Annotated in this window: 27 protein-coding genes; 1 reads left to right on the top strand and 26 read right to left on the bottom strand. The window is 58.2% G+C overall.

The features are described from left to right. The 11 genes from ATI14_RS08500 to ATI14_RS08445 form a co-directional block, all read right to left on the bottom strand. Positions 1–660: an HK97 family phage prohead protease gene (locus tag ATI14_RS08500; protein WP_080520367.1), complete on the bottom strand. Its 660-nt coding sequence runs from the start codon at positions 658–660 to the stop codon at positions 1–3. Beyond that, positions 638–1,849: a phage portal protein gene (locus tag ATI14_RS08495; RefSeq protein WP_080520368.1), complete on the bottom strand. Its 1,212-nt coding sequence runs from the start codon at positions 1,847–1,849 to the stop codon at positions 638–640. The genes ATI14_RS08500 and ATI14_RS08495 overlap by 23 nt, the downstream gene beginning before the upstream one ends. Then, positions 1,849–2,040 (bottom strand): hypothetical protein, encoded by a 192-nt coding sequence (locus ATI14_RS08490; RefSeq protein WP_080520369.1) that lies wholly within the window; start codon positions 2,038–2,040, stop codon positions 1,849–1,851. Before ATI14_RS08490 ends, ATI14_RS08495 begins: the two co-directional genes overlap by 1 nt. Then, the gene (locus tag ATI14_RS08485) at positions 2,037–3,716 is read right to left on the bottom strand and encodes a terminase large subunit (protein WP_080520370.1); all 1,680 of its coding nucleotides are present in this window, start codon (positions 3,714–3,716) and stop codon (positions 2,037–2,039) included. Before ATI14_RS08485 ends, ATI14_RS08490 begins: the two co-directional genes overlap by 4 nt. Positions 3,717–3,721: 5 nt before the next feature. Beyond that, entirely contained in the window at positions 3,722–4,171 is a 450-nt protein-coding gene (locus ATI14_RS08480; protein WP_080520371.1) for a terminase small subunit, read from the bottom strand. A 155-nt stretch (positions 4,172–4,326) separates the two neighbouring features. Continuing rightward, positions 4,327–4,656: an HNH endonuclease gene (locus ATI14_RS08475; protein WP_080520372.1), complete on the bottom strand. Its 330-nt coding sequence runs from the start codon at positions 4,654–4,656 to the stop codon at positions 4,327–4,329. A gap of 241 nt (positions 4,657–4,897) precedes the next feature. Then, a complete protein-coding gene (locus ATI14_RS31385; RefSeq protein WP_165448267.1) occupies positions 4,898–5,074 on the bottom strand; it encodes a hypothetical protein in 177 nt (58 codons plus the stop codon). Between the two features lie 54 nt (positions 5,075–5,128). After that, positions 5,129–5,314: a hypothetical protein gene (locus ATI14_RS08460; protein ID WP_080520375.1), complete on the bottom strand. Its 186-nt coding sequence runs from the start codon at positions 5,312–5,314 to the stop codon at positions 5,129–5,131. Further along, a complete protein-coding gene (locus ATI14_RS08455) occupies positions 5,286–5,663 on the bottom strand; it encodes a hypothetical protein (protein WP_080520376.1) in 378 nt (125 codons plus the stop codon). Before ATI14_RS08455 ends, ATI14_RS08460 begins: the two co-directional genes overlap by 29 nt. Then, on the bottom strand, positions 5,660–5,986 hold the full coding sequence (locus ATI14_RS08450) for a phage holin, lambda family (RefSeq protein ID WP_080520377.1): 327 nt from the start codon (positions 5,984–5,986) through the stop codon (positions 5,660–5,662). Before ATI14_RS08450 ends, ATI14_RS08455 begins: the two co-directional genes overlap by 4 nt. A 36-nt stretch (positions 5,987–6,022) precedes the next feature. Further along, positions 6,023–6,859 carry a phage tail tip fiber protein gene (locus ATI14_RS08445; RefSeq protein WP_080520378.1) on the bottom strand — a complete coding sequence of 279 codons (837 nt, stop codon included), beginning with the start codon at positions 6,857–6,859 and terminating at the stop codon, positions 6,023–6,025. 256 nt (positions 6,860–7,115) lie between these two features. On the opposite strand from ATI14_RS08445, the gene ATI14_RS31950 reads away from it, so the two are divergent. After that, positions 7,116–7,487 (top strand): ECs_2282 family putative zinc-binding protein, encoded by a 372-nt coding sequence (locus tag ATI14_RS31950; protein WP_423213731.1) that lies wholly within the window; start codon positions 7,116–7,118, stop codon positions 7,485–7,487. A gap of 359 nt (positions 7,488–7,846) precedes the next feature. On the opposite strand, the gene ATI14_RS08435 is transcribed toward ATI14_RS31950, so the two are convergent. From ATI14_RS08435 to ATI14_RS08365, 15 genes are all read right to left on the bottom strand, one after another. Then, a complete protein-coding gene (locus tag ATI14_RS08435; RefSeq protein ID WP_080520379.1) occupies positions 7,847–8,221 on the bottom strand; it encodes an antiterminator Q family protein in 375 nt (124 codons plus the stop codon). Next, the gene (locus ATI14_RS08430) at positions 8,218–8,502 is read right to left on the bottom strand and encodes a hypothetical protein (RefSeq protein WP_080520380.1); all 285 of its coding nucleotides are present in this window, start codon (positions 8,500–8,502) and stop codon (positions 8,218–8,220) included. Before ATI14_RS08430 ends, ATI14_RS08435 begins: the two co-directional genes overlap by 4 nt. Beyond that, positions 8,499–8,711 carry a hypothetical protein gene (locus ATI14_RS08425; RefSeq protein ID WP_080520381.1) on the bottom strand — a complete coding sequence of 71 codons (213 nt, stop codon included), beginning with the start codon at positions 8,709–8,711 and terminating at the stop codon, positions 8,499–8,501. The genes ATI14_RS08430 and ATI14_RS08425 overlap by 4 nt, the downstream gene beginning before the upstream one ends. 148 nt (positions 8,712–8,859) lie before the next feature. Further along, positions 8,860–9,444 (bottom strand): hypothetical protein, encoded by a 585-nt coding sequence (locus tag ATI14_RS08420; protein ID WP_080520382.1) that lies wholly within the window; start codon positions 9,442–9,444, stop codon positions 8,860–8,862. Beyond that, a complete protein-coding gene (locus ATI14_RS08415) occupies positions 9,441–10,814 on the bottom strand; it encodes a replicative DNA helicase (protein WP_080520383.1) in 1,374 nt (457 codons plus the stop codon). The genes ATI14_RS08420 and ATI14_RS08415 overlap by 4 nt, the downstream gene beginning before the upstream one ends. Beyond that, complete coding sequence (locus ATI14_RS08410; RefSeq protein WP_080520384.1) at positions 10,811–11,608, bottom strand: ATP-binding protein; 798 nt, start codon at positions 11,606–11,608, stop codon at positions 10,811–10,813. The genes ATI14_RS08415 and ATI14_RS08410 overlap by 4 nt, the downstream gene beginning before the upstream one ends. Further along, positions 11,592–12,365 carry a hypothetical protein gene (locus tag ATI14_RS31510; protein WP_080520385.1) on the bottom strand — a complete coding sequence of 258 codons (774 nt, stop codon included), beginning with the start codon at positions 12,363–12,365 and terminating at the stop codon, positions 11,592–11,594. Before ATI14_RS31510 ends, ATI14_RS08410 begins: the two co-directional genes overlap by 17 nt. Next, the gene (locus ATI14_RS08400) at positions 12,362–12,589 is read right to left on the bottom strand and encodes a hypothetical protein (protein WP_080520386.1); all 228 of its coding nucleotides are present in this window, start codon (positions 12,587–12,589) and stop codon (positions 12,362–12,364) included. Before ATI14_RS08400 ends, ATI14_RS31510 begins: the two co-directional genes overlap by 4 nt. After that, complete coding sequence (locus ATI14_RS08395; RefSeq protein WP_080520387.1) at positions 12,586–13,110, bottom strand: hypothetical protein; 525 nt, start codon at positions 13,108–13,110, stop codon at positions 12,586–12,588. The genes ATI14_RS08400 and ATI14_RS08395 overlap by 4 nt, the downstream gene beginning before the upstream one ends. Next, positions 13,107–13,421, bottom strand: a complete 315-nt coding sequence (locus ATI14_RS08390) for a hypothetical protein (RefSeq protein ID WP_080520388.1) — start codon at positions 13,419–13,421, stop codon at positions 13,107–13,109. Before ATI14_RS08390 ends, ATI14_RS08395 begins: the two co-directional genes overlap by 4 nt. Then, positions 13,418–14,239, bottom strand: coding sequence for a phage antirepressor KilAC domain-containing protein (locus ATI14_RS08385; RefSeq protein WP_231124359.1), 822 nt, complete (start codon positions 14,237–14,239; stop codon positions 13,418–13,420). The genes ATI14_RS08390 and ATI14_RS08385 overlap by 4 nt, the downstream gene beginning before the upstream one ends. After that, positions 14,236–14,742 (bottom strand): hypothetical protein, encoded by a 507-nt coding sequence (locus tag ATI14_RS31140; protein WP_130886738.1) that lies wholly within the window; start codon positions 14,740–14,742, stop codon positions 14,236–14,238. Before ATI14_RS31140 ends, ATI14_RS08385 begins: the two co-directional genes overlap by 4 nt. Next, entirely contained in the window at positions 14,739–15,029 is a 291-nt protein-coding gene (locus ATI14_RS08375; protein ID WP_080520389.1) for a hypothetical protein, read from the bottom strand. The genes ATI14_RS31140 and ATI14_RS08375 overlap by 4 nt, the downstream gene beginning before the upstream one ends. Beyond that, the gene (locus tag ATI14_RS08370; protein WP_010564168.1) at positions 15,022–15,315 is read right to left on the bottom strand and encodes a hypothetical protein; all 294 of its coding nucleotides are present in this window, start codon (positions 15,313–15,315) and stop codon (positions 15,022–15,024) included. Before ATI14_RS08370 ends, ATI14_RS08375 begins: the two co-directional genes overlap by 8 nt. After that, positions 15,312–15,617 (bottom strand): hypothetical protein, encoded by a 306-nt coding sequence (locus ATI14_RS08365; protein ID WP_100831478.1) that lies wholly within the window; start codon positions 15,615–15,617, stop codon positions 15,312–15,314. The genes ATI14_RS08370 and ATI14_RS08365 overlap by 4 nt, the downstream gene beginning before the upstream one ends. Positions 15,618–15,705: the final 88 nt, after the last annotated feature.

The raw sequence follows: 15,705 nt of genomic DNA, 5'->3' as shown, positions 1-15,705 counted from the left end.
TTAAATGCGGGTCAACAGTGATTTGAGTGATTGCATTGCTTCGTCGGCATCCGCCTCTCGCGGTGAAACTGCGCCGTAGCCCTTGGCCATAAAGGCCTTGGCCTGGGAGCCAGAAAACCCAACCTCTCGAAGGGCTCGCTCCACTTTGCTGGGCGGCGGTGATTCGCCGCGGGCCAGCAGAGATTTCACGTCAGTGATCCGGGCCTCATCGTTGGCCGGGAAGGTGACCGGGGAAACTTCCCAGAGGTCGATAGCCTTCAGCAGCCAAATGCCCTTTTCCTTGTCGTATTCGTAACCGCCGTCCTCGAGCATGTAGCCGATGGATAGCCCGGTAAGGCTTCCGGCTTTCATGTGCCCGTGCGCGCGCTTGGCCAGCGGATCAGCTTCAACCAGAAGCCGGCCTTTGACGTACAGGCCCACGTCGTCCTCGCGCATCTCGGTGTAGATGCCGATCGGCTCGCTCATTTGGTGTTGCCAGAGCATCGCCGGCAGGCGGCCTTTCTCTTTCCATCTGGCCAGGCTTGCGGTGAATGCGCCGCGCACAACAACATCGCTGTAGCTATCCTCGACACCAAACACGGAGCCATAGCCTTCGAACTCGCCGCTGTCACTGACCTGTTTAATGGTCAGCGGCACGTCAAGACGCTGTTTTGTCTGCATCGTCAGCAGCCTCTGGTTTGGTAGTCATATTCATTGGGGTGAGGTAAATGTCACCACCCTCGCGGGGGTTTTCGTCTTCAAGTTCACGGCAGTCGTTGGGACTCAAAATCCCCCACTGGATGCCCTTGCCGTAGGATTCGTACCGGCCTTTAAGGTCGCCGCGCATCAACGCACCGGCGTTGAACTTGGCGTAGTGGGTCAGACGGTCTTTCTCGTTGAGCAAGCCGACTTGGATGCGGTGCTCGATGCGAGTCATGATCGGAACCAGCGAGTAGTTCACGAAGCTCATGCCCATGTGCTCGATGTTGTTGAGCGTCATCTTTTCCATGCTGGCCACCAGGTGTGGCGGCACGCGGAACAAGCCGCAGATCTGTGCCTCAGTCAGCTTCTTGGATTCGATGAACTGGGTGTCCTGAGCGCTAAGGCTGATTGGTTTCCAATCCAGCCCCATCTCCAAGATCATTGGTTTATAGGCGTTGGTCACACCCATGTGCTCGCCCTGAAACTCCGTCTTTAGCCGATCAAATGCCTCGGGAGACAGCTTCTGATCGGTGCGCAGGACGCCACTTGTAACGGCGCCATTGGTAAACAGCTTGGCAGCATGGGCGTCCATAGCCTGACCTAGACCAAGCGCCTGGCGGGCATAGGCAATAGGGTTAAGCCCATTCAGGCCATCCAGCGTGAACAGCCGAACATGCCAAATTTCATCCTGCGTCAGAACCTTGGTGCCTGACTTGAAGTTGACGGTGTACTCAGCCGTCCAGTCGTCCTTGAGCTTCGGTGTGACGATGTCTGGGTTTAGTGGTAGCAGCTCGCCCACATTCCCCAGCGCCGATACCTTGTAGGCATAGAAGTTACCGCGCAGACACAGGCAGGCCACCAGCAGCTCCCAGAACTCCTGAGCGGTCATGTAGCTGTTGGGAGCCATGGTAATTAGCGGATAAAGCCGGTGGCCGGTAGCTGGCAACCGGACTCGGTCGGTCTTTTTGAGAAGCTGACAAGGAAGCATCCCCATCGACTCTGCCAAGACTCGGACGCAGTTGAATACGACTAACTGTTGCATGGCGCTATTCGTGGTGACGCGCTGTCCTGAGTTGCTTTCGTATCCTGTGCCAAGGGCTTGCGCGAGCTTCTCCGACGTATCGATGGCCTGCGTGGCGCTCTTTCTTCCAAGGAGTGATCGCAGCATTACCGGTCACCCCGCACTATCGAGACAACAGACAAGGTGATCAGGAGCGCTCCGCAAACAGTAAGGGCCAGAGGTTCGCCCATCCATGCCCACAAGCCCCGGGTCAGCAGGCCAAGGCCAAGTATCCCGATAACGTCAGGCAAGGCTTCCTTCAGCGCAGCAAGCTTTGGCGCCTTAATTTCATCGGTCATAGGGTTCTTAGTCCGTGTTTCATGATGTGGTCAGAAAGGGTGCCTTCCACTTTCGGGTTCGTTGCCATTATCGAAACCGCACAGAACAGAGCCATGAGTGGGTCGATCTTTGCCGAGCCGCTGGCCTGTTTTGTAATCAAAATTGAGTTGCCCTTGGGCTCGACCCTTGCGTTACCGCAGCACCAATTCATCAAGGGCTGGTCGGCATGAATAAGCCCGCCCTCGGCAAGCTTTCGCTCAGTTGTTTTGATCGCGCCACCAAGTCGCCAACCCTGACTGACACCGACCACCTTCTCCTGGCTGACGCCGCGAGCGGTGATCGCTTCGAGAATTGCCCCGATGCCAGCCGGATCTAGCCCCACCTGATGCAGGAGACCGGAGGCGTCAACCTGATCCACAATGTCCGCCACTTCATCCACGTCATCGCCAATGTGCTTAACCAGTACCAGATCACCGCTTCGGGCGTAGTCGTGGAGATTTGCAGCGATATCCTTCCGCCTCTCAAGTACCGATGGATGCGCCCAGGCCCGACACCAGGCCAACCACTCTCGGGTTTCCCGATCACGACCAAGCACGGCCAGGCCAAGCAAGTCGTCAAGACCGCCCCCATCAACGCCAATCGTCACCACCTCGCTGCGTTCGAGGATGTAGTCCAGCGTGACGCACTTGCGGATCTGAGACTCCCAGAACTCCGCGCCGGCCCAGCGACTCGACATCAACGCCAGGCCGATCTCAACGTTGAGGAATTTTGAGAGGAAGCCGCGCAGCGACTCCTCTCCAGACTCTTCGGCCTTCGCCAATTCGCGCTCAAGGTATTCGCGATCTACCGAGTACCCGAGGTTCGGGTTTACGACATGAAAGTTCTCTGGCTTGCGATGCTCGCCGGCCTCGATCATCGAGCGAGGGAACTCGTAGATCACCGCCAAGAAGCGGTGATCCTTAATCTTTCCGTCCCGGACGCCTCGGGCGTACTGCAGCTTTTGCAAGAAAACCCCAGCCGGAGGCTTGTCCGACTGGGTTGTCAGATAAATGATGCAGCCCTCAGGCCGCGAGGCTAGACCGCCGGTTGCCTCGCGCAGCATGTTCTCGGCATTGTGATTGCTGCCGAACAGGTGAATCTCGTCCACCAGGATGAAACTGGCCTTCTTGCCGCCGACCGTGTTCGAGTCAGCCGCTACAACCTTCAGCGTTGCGCCCGTCTCTCTATGGGTGATAGTCCTGATGTGCTCTTGAACATGGAGCAGATCGGCCAACTCCTCATCGTGCTTGACCATGTCTCTGGCCGGGGCAAAGGCGTTTTGCGCTACTTCAATGGTTGGCGCCAGAATGATCAGCTCCGCCGATTGCCGCCAGTTGCGGATCAGCAATGTCAACATGATCGCTGCAGCGATAGTGGACTTGGAGTTCTTCTTCGGGATGACCAGGGCGAACTCTTTGATCTCGCGCCGGCCTGTGTCTGGGTTGTAGGAGCCGAATACAGAGCCGGCGAAGTCTGACACCCAAGGCGCGCATGCTTCGCCAATGGTTGGACTACCAGGAGCGTCCACGATGCGCAGTTGCTGCATGACCTCAAGGCCGGCTGCTGCCTCCTCCGGGAATAGCGGCTTGATAGGCACCAATGACTGACCGGCAACGATCCTTGCTTCCCAGTCAAGGCAAGCAGTTGACCACTCCATTCAAATCACCGTGTGTTATCGACCGCTAGTCTTGGTGGCGCACCCTGGCCGAATCGGCCTGCCGAGGCTTTCTTGGCCGCACTGGCCTTCTGATCTTTCTTGCCTTGCTCCGCTACCTTCCCGTGGGTGTAGGGCAGCAACGCTTTTGCAGCATCGATCCGAAGCTTGGGGTCTGCTACCAAGTCCTTCATGACCCCTTTTAGAAAGTCGATAGGGTCATCCGCTGCCGCTGGAATGTAGGGATCTGGATCAGCTGCAGGCTGATCAGATTTTTTGGCCGAGTTAACAGCCACCGCCCGCCCCATTGCAGCCTGAACCTCAGGATCTTTTTCGAGCCGCGATGCCGCCTGCGATGCAGTCTTTTCGGGGCACCCAGCAGATATTGCCGCCTGCTTTTTGCCTTCACCGGACAGCCGCGCTTCGGCGTACCGGCGCTTTTGTTCGGTTAACGCCATAGTTAACGGATCCTGTTAACGGGGAAAAAATCTACGAATGGGAGAGGGTGAGGTTTCCGAGCAAAAGAGGTCTGAGGTTTTACCCCCTCCCCTCCCCTTGTGGCACGCCAAAGCCCGAATCCGGCACCATTTCGGTGCGTCGAGACCTGGCAAGCTTAGGGCGCTTCAGTCGATGTCTTGGATGCGTGGCAGCCCTTCTTGATGCGCTGGCCCTCGATCATCTCGAAGCGCACACAGAGCACCTGACAGTTCGCTTCGATATCCTCACCACCCATGAACAGTGGAACCTTGTGGTCCAGTTCGAAACCGTCTGGGAAGTTGACCACTCGACCGCAAGCGGCGCAGGTTGGGTCTTGTCGCCACACGGTCAAGCGTCGAGCCTGCAGCCGGCGGCCAGTAATTCGCCTGTCCGCCACAACCTGAACCCTTAGGGTTTGGATCGCAGCCATCTTCAGGGGCGACTTGTGCATCTTTAGCTTGGCCATCACCAACCTCCCGCCATCTTGGCGCCTACCGCTGCACCAGCCACGAACACCAGTACGATCATCAGTGAGCCGAAGCTCGGAGCGCATGAAGCCTCGGGGCGGCGCATACGTGGCGGCTCAACCGTGGGTGGAGGGATCAATGATCTGCGGCAGGCTGCACACATCAGGCCGCTACCAAAGTAAGGAACAGCCTCGGTCTTGATCCGCTTGCAATTAGCGCACTCAAAGGTGTGACCCATGATCACGCCTCCAGCGAAAGCTTGATCGAACCCAGGATCACACCGAGCGCGGCAGCCTGGGAAGACTTGGCCAGTTCAACTACCAGCGCCTCAACGCGTGCAACCTCGGCCTGCTCATCCGCTGGCATGTCACTGACCATCCCTTTGATCTGGTAGTACTCGGCGCTTACTGTGCTCATGGTTTGGTCCTTGTTGCGCGCCACGATCTGGCGCATTCGAAAACGTGGCGCGGATTACTTGCTCTGGCTGCGGACGATCTGAGCGTCCACCTGGTCAGCGCAGGTATCCAGCAACTTGATAGCCTTGTCCTTCAGCTCCCACACATCGCCGTTGAAGCGCAGGTCGGTGTCATCCTGATCGACTCGCTCACAGGGGATCAGCTCAGGGGCTTCAATTCTTACGGCCTGGGTCTTTGTCACCACCACCGGCTTTGCCGCGCAGGCCGTCAGGAAGAGGCTGAGCAGCCCAGTCACGAACAGGCTTGCTGTTGCGCTTGAGTTCTTCAAAGTCTTTCCTCGCCTTCTCGGCTTTCTTTTCGCTGGCCTTGATGCGGTTGGCCAGATCGGCGGTGTAGTCGGCGTTGCGCTTGGCTTCGGCACGCAGCGTGGTGATGGTGGCCTGGCTCTCGGTGTTGGCCTTAATGGCTTCGTCCTTGGCCTGGGCCTCCACGCGCTTCTCTTCGCGCAGATCCTCGACCCGCAATTGCTGGATACCAACCAGCAACAGGCCTACCAGCGCGATGATGATTCCTGCTGCGATCGCCTTCATGCTGAGTCCGCCTTTCTGCCCAGGAACCTGATGATCAGGTCACGGATCGCCGTCACGCCGATGAAGCCAATGGCACCGCCGGCGGCAACGGACAAACTCGGCGGCCAGGCCATCCACTCGATAACGCTGCTGGCCGACAGGCTCAGGGCACCGCAGAGCAACGCCTCGAACAAGGTGCGCCAGTAGTTCGGCTCTTTGGCGTCGTACAGCACGCGCAACAGCGTGATCGTGAAGGCCATGATTGCGCCCTGCCACAGTGGGTTCGAGAGGACCAGCCAGACCTGGGCCCAGAAGTCGGGGTTTTTCTCAGGCATCGGGTTCATCTCGGTATCCTCCCGGTGAGGGAGTGAAGGAATGGATTAGCGGGAGCGGTGAAGAAGGCCGCCCGGCATGAGCTCCTTGCGGATCAAAGCCTTGACCTGGTCGGCGAGATTCGAGACCGGTAGGTCAATCCGCTCTTTCAGGTCCTGGCCAAGCGAGGTCTCGCCGATTTTGCCGGCGATGTCCCGAAGAATGTCAGATGCATCGCGGTCATTGATGGCGAAGCGATCGGCCGACACGAGGATCTGTGATGGCAAGCCGATGCCCGCGACGCAGTACTTGCCATTCTCGCCGAGCTGCATCCGCACGCCCCATGCAGCCAACAATGGCGACTTGATGATGCTGTCCTGAATCGTGGCCTCGCTGAGATAGACCTGATCTCCATCAACCCCGAAAGGATTTGGCTTCTCTGGCTCCGGCTGCTCGAGGTTGCCGAGCTTGATCCGCACAACGCCGTCATGCGTGACGGTCATCAAGCCGTTTTTGATGCTGACCCGCGTGCCGGCCACCTTCGCTTTCTCCAGTCTCTGAGCCAGCTCTTCCTCGGTTTCGAGGCGGGAGTAGCTCAGGAACAGACGTGAATTGAACGGCTCATCACCGTAGCTCGCGTCGAACTCTTCGAGCTCGGCGGCGTGGCGATACTGCTCCGGCACCCGCTCAAGCTCTGCCTGCATGAACTGGAGCAGGTTGGCGGCATTCTTGGGCAAATCGTACTTGCTCCAGCTGGCCACCTCGACTGACACCATCTGGCGCTCCGGCGCATTTGCTGCGCTGCCGAGGGTGCAAGAGTTGAGCTCGAACTCTCCCGTCTTCAGGTCGATCCTCAAGCCGGACATGCCCGGCACGTAGTCATGGGATTGAAACGAACCGGACATTTGCTGTGCTCCAGAAACAGAAAAGGCCCGCCGGATTGGCGAGCCTTGAAATAGGTGCAGGTGGCTGGTGCAACTCTCCAGCTCTGGTGGGGCAGTTCGCCGGGTCACGTACCCTGCCCTCTCATCGCGTAGCCGCCCATTGTCCGCACGGGATTAGACGACGCCTCTACCGACTTAGCCCAGCTGCCTGGGCAATAACCTGCATGATGTGCGTGTCTCTCCACGCCTGTCCGCTTGAACCGGCCCAAATAGCACTATGGTCCGCCCAAGCTGCCGGTGTTCTTCCGTAACGCGTGACTACCGGCTATACCGCGTCCAGGCCCGCCCGAAGGCCCACCCTGGCTATGGCTCCACGCAACAAACTGGTGTTTCGCCAGCGATGACATGGCCCCGTGCTATCGTTCAATTTCCACACCGAACAATCCATGGAGCATCAGCGATGAAGGTAAGCGTTAAGTGCAAGAAGTGCGGCAGTGACAAGTTCGAGATTCCGGCCAGGCCGACAAACTCCTCGAAGATCACCTGCGGCAAGTGCGGTGCCGTCGAAACTTACGGCAACGTCATGAAGGCTGTTGGCGACAAGGTCACGGAAGACCTGAAGCGGCAGCTCGGGAAAATGTTCAAGTGACTGCATAGCTTCAACCAGTGGGCGTACCAGGTCTTCAACACCCTCTACGCTCACTTCCATCTCAAGCTTTGCCATGCAGCCTCCAGAAACGAAAAAGCCCCGCACGGTGGCGGGGCTCTGAATTTTGGTCATAAAAAAGCCCGGCGCGTGGGCTGGGCTTGATCTGCATTCCTGCTTCGACGCCTCATTGGCGGATCGGCTGGCCGAAGTTGAAATGCAGGATTACACAATGGCAAAAAAGAGTGGAATTCGCAACAAAAAGCCCAGCGGGTTAGGCTGGGCTTTTTGTCTGGTGTCGCGCTTGAAAAGCTGAACACGGTGCCATGAAAACAGGTGTTTATCCGCCCGGAAAGAACTTTTTACGCGGCTTCACGTAAATGCTCTAAGGCAGAGTCAACCCAGGCAACGCCCTGCTTGATGATCTCGAATGCCTTGCGCTCAGACATTTTGTTCTTCTCGCCGATCCGTACCGATGTCCATTTGGCTCCGTAGTACAGCCAAACAAAATCCCCCATCTGCTGATTGCGCGTCGTCAACCTGGCCACGGCGCCGTCGATCACCAGGGCCATGTCGTCAGTGAGCGTGTATTCCGCGCCGCCACCGGTTGCGGCTGTGCCGATCGAAGGTGACACGTACCGAGGCACGCCCATCCCATCCATCCGCCAGGAGCCCCACTGCTCCAGCAGCCACTCGGTGTCGCCCAGAGGCTTATTGGTGTAGGTGCGCTTCTTCATGCCACTTTCCTCGGGGTTGGCTCATCCATACCGAACAGCTCACGAAGAAGCTTGTTGGCGATCTTGTTCTTGGCGCCGCCCTGGGCGATCCAGAGTCGGGCGTATTCCTGGAATGGAAGCGTGGCCCTGGACGCACCCCAGTCAGCCACGATATCCATCAGGGCAGCAGACCCAATCCGCCCATCTTTTTTGTCCAGCAGCAGGCGGTTTCCCTGCTTCAGGAACTGAGACTCTCCTGCGGTCAAGCTTTTGCGCGGCAATGCCGCCGTGACGTTACTCATTTTGCCCCCAAGATGCGGCGGTGGACTTCGCTGATATTCACGCCTGGCTCGCCGCTACGGCCCACAGGTCGATCCTTTATAAGCAACTCGGTACCGCTGCGCATGGTCACCAGTAACCGATGCGGTGACACGGTGTTGTCCCGACGCATCCAACTGATATCGGCACTGTTCACGGCGAGGCCGGTGAGTTCATCGAGTAAAATCATCATTTTCAAACCTCGCACTTAACAAATTGTGGTTCTGACCCCCGGCCCATGCAGACCGTGGTTTTCAGGCAATTATGCGAATCTTCATATCTAACACCTGTCTGCTCGGCATCACCACTGCGGGCAATCCTGTCTAACGTTCCACAGCGCGTCATTGCTTGGCACTCCACACGGTCAACACTACGTTCTTGGGGATTTTCTCTCGGTACTGGGCGGATACAGCGGCAAGCCAGGATTGGTAGGCTTCATCGGCGGTATGCCCAAAGCCCCGCCATGGATGTTCCAGCGACTCGCAGAAGTAACGCTCGCGGAAATAGCGGATTCGTGGCTTCACTGGACGCCCGGTAAACCCGATCTTGCGATGCCCAAGCCAATCAGCCACCGCGGGCCAGATAATTGCCTGTTCAGGTTTCGTGAAGTCCGTCTTCCCGTTATTCGGGTGAACCTCGGCCAGGCCATAGTCCTCATTGGCAACCCACATCCTGAACCCGCTGGGGATGTGGATCAGGTCGTAACTCTTGCGTGCCCATGCCCAGTCTTCGGGGAAATCACGGATCGACGCAGCGATTCGTTCGGCTTCGGGATATTTGGGTGCGTCAACGACAACCGATCCCAGTGGCAGAACAACTGGCTTGCCGGCCTCCATAGTGGCTTGCAAAGCGCCCAGTGATTCACCTGCAACGAAAGGGGCGGCGCTACGCCAGCGAAGGATCTTCGCCAATTCTGAAATTTTCATTTGCCCTTCCTCCCCTTGTACTGATCGGCGAAGGGGCGGCCGATCTCCACCTCTTCCTGCGTGGGCTCGCGGCCCGCGAAATTGACGAACCGGGCGAACTTGCCCTGCTGCTGGACGATGCAGGAGCCCACCGGTGCGTGCCTGCACTTGGGCATGAGCAACTCGGTAGCGCCGTTCTGCCCCTCCTCGCTGTCCATATCGCGGTGGACCAGGATGATGCAGTGGGCATCTGCCTCGATCTGTCCGGAGTCGCGCAGGTCGGAAGCGATCGGTTTCTTGCCCGGCCGCTTGGTCGAGTCACGGTTGAGCTGGGCCAGCAGGATCACCGGCACCTCCAGCTCCTTGGCAATGTTGACGATCCCGGTCGATATCTTGCCCAACTCGGCGGTGCGGTTGAACGCCTTGCCATCAGAACCGATCAGGCCGATGTAATCGATCACCACCACGTCGAGACCATGCTTGCGCTTGACCTGTCGGCAAATGCTGCGGATGCGCGGCACGGTCAAGCCCGACTTGTCACTGACGTACAGCGGCTTGCCTGCGATCTTGTTGACGGCGGCGGTAAGGCGCGGCCAGTCATCGTCTTCAAGCTTCCCGCTGTCCAGCACCTGCAGGTCAACAGAACCCAGCGAAGCCAATGCCCTATTCGCCAGTTCTTCCTCGGGCATTTCCAACGAGAACACCATCCCTACGCCGTGACCGCCGCATGCAATGTGCTGGGCAATTTGCAGGCCGAGGGTTGTTTTACCGCTACCCGGCAAGCCGGCGACGATGGTTACCGTTTTCTTGCGCAGACCTCGGATCATCTCGTCCAGCTTGGTGAGTCCAGTCGAAAGGCCGGTCGGCACGTCCCCGTTGTACTTCGAGTCGATAATGTCGATGTTTCGCGTTACCACCTCGTCCATGCGCTTGTAATCCGGCTCCCCGGTATCCAGGTCTCGCAAGTCGGCCATTGCCTGCTGTGCGCTGGCGATGATCTCGGCCACTGGCCGGTTCTCATTGGCCGAATCACGCACAGCGTCGGCAGCTTCGACCAGACGCCGAAGCACTGCCCTCTCTGCCACCGTTCGGGCGTATGCCTTCCAGTTGGCGGTGCTTGGCGTGTTCCTCGCTAGCTCACCGGCATACGCAATGGTTGTGCCGCCACTCGGGAGGACCGGCTTGAAGTCGTGAAGGGTGACAGGATCAACCGGAGCACCAGTGGCATGCAGTTCCAGCATCACCTGGAACAGCGCCGCGTTTTCCGGATCGTGGAAGTCAGCGGTGGTAACCGCGGCGGTGATCGAGTCGAACAACTCGCCATCCAGCATCAGTGACCCGAGCAGCGCGTGTTCCGCTTCGTCGCTGTACAACTCGCGATAGTCGTTCATACGCGCCCCCGTGCCGATTCCCAGGTGAAACCGACCAGAAGCGCCTTGTTCTCGCGCAGCCGGTCAAGTGCACGCTCGCCGATATACTGGCCCAGTCCCTTGGCGTTGAGATTGGACACCACCACCGTCGGGCGGATCAGGTTGTACCGGCGGTCAAGCACCTCATGCAGGGCCGACAGCTCGTAGTGAGTGCCAGCCTGGGCGCCAACCTCATCGATCACCAACAGGTCGAAACTCGCCAGTTCGTCGATCACGTCTCCCTCGGTGTACCCGGCATTGCGATCCATCGAGCGCTTGAAGACGCGGATGATTTCGGAGGCGGTGGTGATCACCGCCACAGCCCGGTGGTGGCGAATGACGTGCTGGACGATGCCACTGGCCAGGTGCGTCTTACCGTTGCCGACGTTGCCGCACAGCAGCAGGTTGCGGCCTGCCTGAAAGTGCTCTCCGAAGTTTTCGGCGTAGGCCTGGCAAGTTTCCAGCGCCAGCTTCATCCCCGGAGTTGTGGGACGGTAGGTTGCGAATGTGCTGTCGGCAAACCGTGGCGTGATGCCAGAGCCTACAAGCGCACTGTTGACGCTTTCGGCTTGCAGGTTGGTCAGCGCCTGCGAATGCTCCTCGCTGCCCTGTGACGCTACACGTAGGCCGTGGTACTGGCATTGCTTGCATGGGCGGACAGCCATGGAGCCGTCGAACTGCTCTACCTCAGAGCGATCCACCGCACCGTGGACCGGGCACTCGCCGGCGAAGGTACGCTGCTCAGGCTGGCGTCGGAAATTAGAACGCTGGACCATTGCCGCCTCCTTGGTACATATCCGGGGTGTGGTTGGGCAGGTTGTTGAACGCCGAAGGTTTGCTGGTGGTCGCGCCAGCAAGTGGTCCAACCTCATCAGTCCACTTCTCGCCATTGAGCCAAGACGAAGCCAGCGGCACGTATTGACCCCCATCCTTGACCCAGTCGTGCTGGAGACGCTGCTTCCCAAGAGCGGCGATTAGGGTCTGGCGTAGTTCTGGATTCGGCTTCAGCTTCGCCCAGGCTTTTTTGGCGTCCTTCAGAGACTTCTTCTTCGGGTACAGTTTCCAGAACTGATCAAAGCCTTCCAGCGGATTGACCAAAGAAGTCTCTGCAGTAGTCTTTGTTGTAATCTCTGTATGAAGAACAGGGCAATCTGACCCGCCCGATGAGGTCAGATTGACCTGATCTGATTGGGTCAAATTGACCTGATCGAATAGAGCATCCGATTGGTAGTTGATGGCATAGTGATTCGTATGGTCATGCTGGGCTTTGGCCAACTTTTCCACCAGCACAAGGCCCTGCTTTTGCAACGATGAAAGCGCCCGCTTCACCGTCTCCTGTGACCAGAACGGGAACTGCTTTTGCCACTGCTCAACGGTGTTGTAGACCCAGCGACGACCTTCATGGTCGACGCCAGACTCTGTCTCGTTGAGCCAGTACTTGAGCTGCTGCAGGACGATCGCCTCATTCAGGCCGATACGCTCGGCAAGCTGGGGGTTGATGACCAGGGGGCGGAACTTGAAAAGTAGGCTCATAGGTTCAACTCCCGCGTTACCCGGGCAACGAAGTCGTAATAAGCCTCAGACATGACGAACCCCTGCGCTTCCAGAGCTTCGCGATAGGCCTTTGCCGATCCGTACAGCACCCAGCGCTCGCGCTCTGGCAGATCCTTGAAGTGGGCATAGGTTGGCCAGGGCCCGACGATTATCGGCGCTGTACGGGCGTCCTGGGGGGGGGCGTGAGGGTTGATGATGGTCATTGCAGAGTCTCCCCTGCCGGACGCACGAACAATTCCTCATCAGGCTCGCCCGGCATCCTGCCTCCGGACAATCGCATGATCAGCACAGTGAGGGCGTTGCACGCGTTGATCATTGAGGCGTGCGCGTTCCAGACGGTGTCGTCGTCCGGATCGGTACAGGCGAGCGACTCATGAGCAAAGTTCGTCCCGTTGCTCGCCATGCAAGCCAGCGTCAAATCATCGAACTGCTCAAAGTGCGGCTCATTGAGAAGCGAAAGGCGCTCAACGGGTTCTGGAGGCAGATTGCCCGGGAACGATAGCGGCACATTGGAGGAGGTTATCCCCTGGACCAATGTTTCTCGCGGGATGCCCTTGGCTTGCAGGACCGTGCTCAGGGAGAGGAAGCAGGCGAGCGCCACCATCTCGGTGGGATGCCCTTCTGACTTAGCGTGACCTACCACCAGCGGCAGCAGGTCACCAAGCACAAACACCTCATGGGTAGCCATATCATTGGAGGCGCCTTTCTGGATTGGCTTTTTCATAGCGAACGCTCCAGGCGCTGGATCAGTGTGCGGAGCTTGCGCTTCGTCTTGTTGGTCAGGTCACGAGCATCAAGCCAGCGCTTGTATGCCGACCTGGTGAAGTGCAGAACACCAGCGTAGGCGTCATCCTCCGGGTCGATACGCTTGCGTGGCTCGCTGGGATATGGTCGCCCGAAGGCCGCAAAGTAAGTCCGGTACAGGGCGTTGAGCTCGTAACGCAGAGACTTGCGGTCGGCCTCAGCCTGATAGTTATCCACCGCTGCCTGGGCGATCTGCGCCATGAGTTGCTCGCGTGTAAGTTTTGTAGTCATGGTCGATCCTCCAGCAGATCTTCGTCGCGTTTTGCCCAAAGCTCCTGGATTTTGGCGAAGCCTTTTCCAGTAACGCGGCAGGTGAATTTGGTCTTGCGCTCGCCCGTCTCTTCGTCCTTGTAGGAGTGAGCAGAGGCTACGAGATATCCGGCCTCGATCTTTGCTTGGTATGGCTGGTTGTACCGGTCAACCCAGCGCTTCTGCTTGAGGAACTCGAACAGGCGGTTCTGACCAGTGCCGATGGACTGGGCCACTTCGCGCACGTAGTGGACGCCGTGAGAGACGACGACCTGATCATGGAACTCAACCTTTGGCGCGTCGGCGGTGACCTTTTGTTCGAGCAGCAGGTTCTCGCTAGACAGTTCCTTGTTGTCAGCCGTGAGCGCCACCACCTTGCCGACGTTCTCCAGCAGCAGACCTTGCAGCACGGCCGGATCATTGAGAGCCGCCATGACGCTGGCCTGTGGGTTGGCCAGCTTCTGCTCCAGTTCGGTCATGTAGTCGAAGACCGCCGCTTGAAGGTCGTAGCTGTAGGACATGGCCATCAGGCACGATTCACGCTTGGGGAAGCGGTAGCAGGGGTAGGTCTGCCCATTTTGAGGATGGACATAGGTGTCGGAAAAATTCCCGACACCCCCTCCAAGTACTTCAGGCACTTTTTTCAGGAGGTCGGCGTGCTCAAGCTTGGCGAAACCTTTCGACGGGAATGGTTCGCCAGCCTGTTCGGCCTGATGTTTGCGGTGCTGGTTGATGAAGTCGACCAGCTCGAGACTGGTCATGGTGACGGCATCGCCGCCTTGGAATTTGGCGATGGTCATGGATTCACCTTTGAGTTGATGGCGGCATGGAAGGCTTCGTCCGTACGCTCCAGGCTTTCATTTGCCTGCAGGACAAGCGAGCGCTCAGGGATGGCGTCGAAACAAGACCCGAGCCGTTCAGCTGCCGATTCCAGCCAGTAAGCGATCTCGCCGATGAAGCCGGCACGCTGACCATCGAGAGACAGCTTTTCCTCATCAGTGGTAGTCACTTTGGCGTCCATGGAAGCGAGCACGCTTCGCAGGCTGCTGCTGCCGAGCCTTGTAGGGTTCTCGCGCTCGTCACGCAGGTATTTCAGGAACATGCGTCCAGCGATGCGCCCGACCTCGATTCCACCGAAGAAGCCACCAGTGAGTGGAACATCCCAATTCGAAGAACTCTTGCTGTGATCCTTTCCAACAAATGGCAGGCGATCCCATGCGCACTTACCATCCGGCTTCGAGCGAAGGCCTACCTGCTTGCGCTTAGGTAATGGACGCTTGGATTTAGGGATGGATGCCTTCACTGGACACCCCCTACATGCACAGCATCATGCGCCGCGCCGGCATGACGGCTCTTCCAGAAGAAGTTGCCGGTTGCGAAAGTGATCGACTCCAGACGGCTTTCGATCTCAGTGGCAATAGGATTGCTCCAGCCGCCGTCGAGCGATGGGACGATCTGAGCCAAAAGGATCGTTCGCAATTCGTTGAAGGTGGCGCGGGCGGCATTCATCCGAGCCATTTGCTCGGCGGTGACAACGGCGTCATCCAACAATTCGCCATATATTTCCAATACGGCCGGAAGGTTATTCATGCTGATCTCCGACTTCCCGCGCCACGTTTTCGGTATCCGCGTTTTGTGGCGCGAGTTCGTCAAGCTGGCGGCTAATGGTTTCGTAGCTGCACGACGCGTTATTGGCGGCATCCGCCACAAGGTTCCAGGCGATCTCGATCAGATTGCTTACGTGCGATGGATGTGCCGAGCCAGTGGTCATGGAAAACAGCAGGCTCTCCAACTGGTTAAGTGCTGTCTTGGCGGTTTCGAGATCGAGTAAAGCGCCGTGGGCGACGACAAGGGCGGTCTGGTGGAGGGCGGTCATTGGGCACCACCTTGGGCAAAAGCCCCGTTGCGGCGGAGAAGATCGCGGCAAGCCTCGCCATTGTCAGATAGCTTGCTGCCAATGATTGAAAGACCTGCCGCGAGACCGTCGGTCACGGATGCTGGCAGTAGCTCTTGCTCGACTTCATGGGCGTAAATGCCGCGAAGCAAGGCCCCCAGCGCCCAAACAAAAGCGCCGGCCTCCTGCATATCCTGCGAGCAATTCGCGAGCTGGCTTTCGTAGTCCGGACGCGGCAGTGCTTGCGCCTTTGGTGGTTTGTTGCTATTTTTTGGGTGTGACATATCGTCTTCTCCGACGAAGATTCAAAAAAGTCCATTGGCGTGGACTGGTTAAGAAGGCTCGCGAATGCGGGCCTTTTTGTTGCCTGCG

Origin of the sequence: Pseudomonas tolaasii NCPPB 2192, assembly GCF_002813445.1 — a bacterium.
GTDB lineage: Bacteria > Pseudomonadota > Gammaproteobacteria > Pseudomonadales > Pseudomonadaceae > Aquipseudomonas > Aquipseudomonas tolaasii.
The sequence above is the reverse complement of the archived record's forward strand: the minus strand, read 5'-3'. Positions and strand labels throughout refer to the sequence as shown.

Excerpts from the sequence above, each read along its gene's own strand:
- ATI14_RS08500 (WP_080520367.1), bottom strand. The coding sequence starts at position 660 with ATGCAGACAAAACAGCGTCTTGACGTGCCGCTGACCATTAAACAGGTC.
- ATI14_RS08495 (WP_080520368.1), bottom strand. The coding sequence starts at position 1,849 with ATGCTGCGATCACTCCTTGGAAGAAAGAGCGCCACGCAGGCCATCGAT.
- ATI14_RS08490 (WP_080520369.1), bottom strand. The coding sequence starts at position 2,040 with ATGACCGATGAAATTAAGGCGCCAAAGCTTGCTGCGCTGAAGGAAGCC.
- ATI14_RS08485 (WP_080520370.1), bottom strand. The coding sequence starts at position 3,716 with ATGGAGTGGTCAACTGCTTGCCTTGACTGGGAAGCAAGGATCGTTGCC.
- ATI14_RS08480 (WP_080520371.1), bottom strand. The coding sequence starts at position 4,171 with ATGGCGTTAACCGAACAAAAGCGCCGGTACGCCGAAGCGCGGCTGTCC.
- ATI14_RS08475 (WP_080520372.1), bottom strand. The coding sequence starts at position 4,656 with ATGGCCAAGCTAAAGATGCACAAGTCGCCCCTGAAGATGGCTGCGATC.
- ATI14_RS31385 (WP_165448267.1), bottom strand. The coding sequence starts at position 5,074 with ATGAGCACAGTAAGCGCCGAGTACTACCAGATCAAAGGGATGGTCAGT.
- ATI14_RS08455 (WP_080520376.1), bottom strand. The coding sequence starts at position 5,663 with ATGAAGGCGATCGCAGCAGGAATCATCATCGCGCTGGTAGGCCTGTTG.
- ATI14_RS08450 (WP_080520377.1), bottom strand. The coding sequence starts at position 5,986 with ATGAACCCGATGCCTGAGAAAAACCCCGACTTCTGGGCCCAGGTCTGG.
- ATI14_RS08445 (WP_080520378.1), bottom strand. The coding sequence starts at position 6,859 with ATGTCCGGTTCGTTTCAATCCCATGACTACGTGCCGGGCATGTCCGGC.
- ATI14_RS31950 (WP_423213731.1), top strand. The coding sequence starts at position 7,116 with ATGGTCCGCCCAAGCTGCCGGTGTTCTTCCGTAACGCGTGACTACCGG.
- ATI14_RS08435 (WP_080520379.1), bottom strand. The coding sequence starts at position 8,221 with ATGAAGAAGCGCACCTACACCAATAAGCCTCTGGGCGACACCGAGTGG.
- ATI14_RS08430 (WP_080520380.1), bottom strand. The coding sequence starts at position 8,502 with ATGAGTAACGTCACGGCGGCATTGCCGCGCAAAAGCTTGACCGCAGGA.
- ATI14_RS08425 (WP_080520381.1), bottom strand. The coding sequence starts at position 8,711 with ATGATGATTTTACTCGATGAACTCACCGGCCTCGCCGTGAACAGTGCC.
- ATI14_RS08420 (WP_080520382.1), bottom strand. The coding sequence starts at position 9,444 with ATGAAAATTTCAGAATTGGCGAAGATCCTTCGCTGGCGTAGCGCCGCC.
- ATI14_RS08415 (WP_080520383.1), bottom strand. The coding sequence starts at position 10,814 with ATGAACGACTATCGCGAGTTGTACAGCGACGAAGCGGAACACGCGCTG.
- ATI14_RS08410 (WP_080520384.1), bottom strand. The coding sequence starts at position 11,608 with ATGGTCCAGCGTTCTAATTTCCGACGCCAGCCTGAGCAGCGTACCTTC.
- ATI14_RS31510 (WP_080520385.1), bottom strand. The coding sequence starts at position 12,365 with ATGAGCCTACTTTTCAAGTTCCGCCCCCTGGTCATCAACCCCCAGCTT.
- ATI14_RS08400 (WP_080520386.1), bottom strand. The coding sequence starts at position 12,589 with ATGACCATCATCAACCCTCACGCCCCCCCCCAGGACGCCCGTACAGCG.
- ATI14_RS08395 (WP_080520387.1), bottom strand. The coding sequence starts at position 13,110 with ATGAAAAAGCCAATCCAGAAAGGCGCCTCCAATGATATGGCTACCCAT.
- ATI14_RS08390 (WP_080520388.1), bottom strand. The coding sequence starts at position 13,421 with ATGACTACAAAACTTACACGCGAGCAACTCATGGCGCAGATCGCCCAG.
- ATI14_RS08385 (WP_231124359.1), bottom strand. The coding sequence starts at position 14,239 with ATGACCATCGCCAAATTCCAAGGCGGCGATGCCGTCACCATGACCAGT.
- ATI14_RS08375 (WP_080520389.1), bottom strand. The coding sequence starts at position 15,029 with ATGAATAACCTTCCGGCCGTATTGGAAATATATGGCGAATTGTTGGAT.
- ATI14_RS08370 (WP_010564168.1), bottom strand. The coding sequence starts at position 15,315 with ATGACCGCCCTCCACCAGACCGCCCTTGTCGTCGCCCACGGCGCTTTA.
- ATI14_RS08365 (WP_100831478.1), bottom strand. The coding sequence starts at position 15,617 with ATGTCACACCCAAAAAATAGCAACAAACCACCAAAGGCGCAAGCACTG.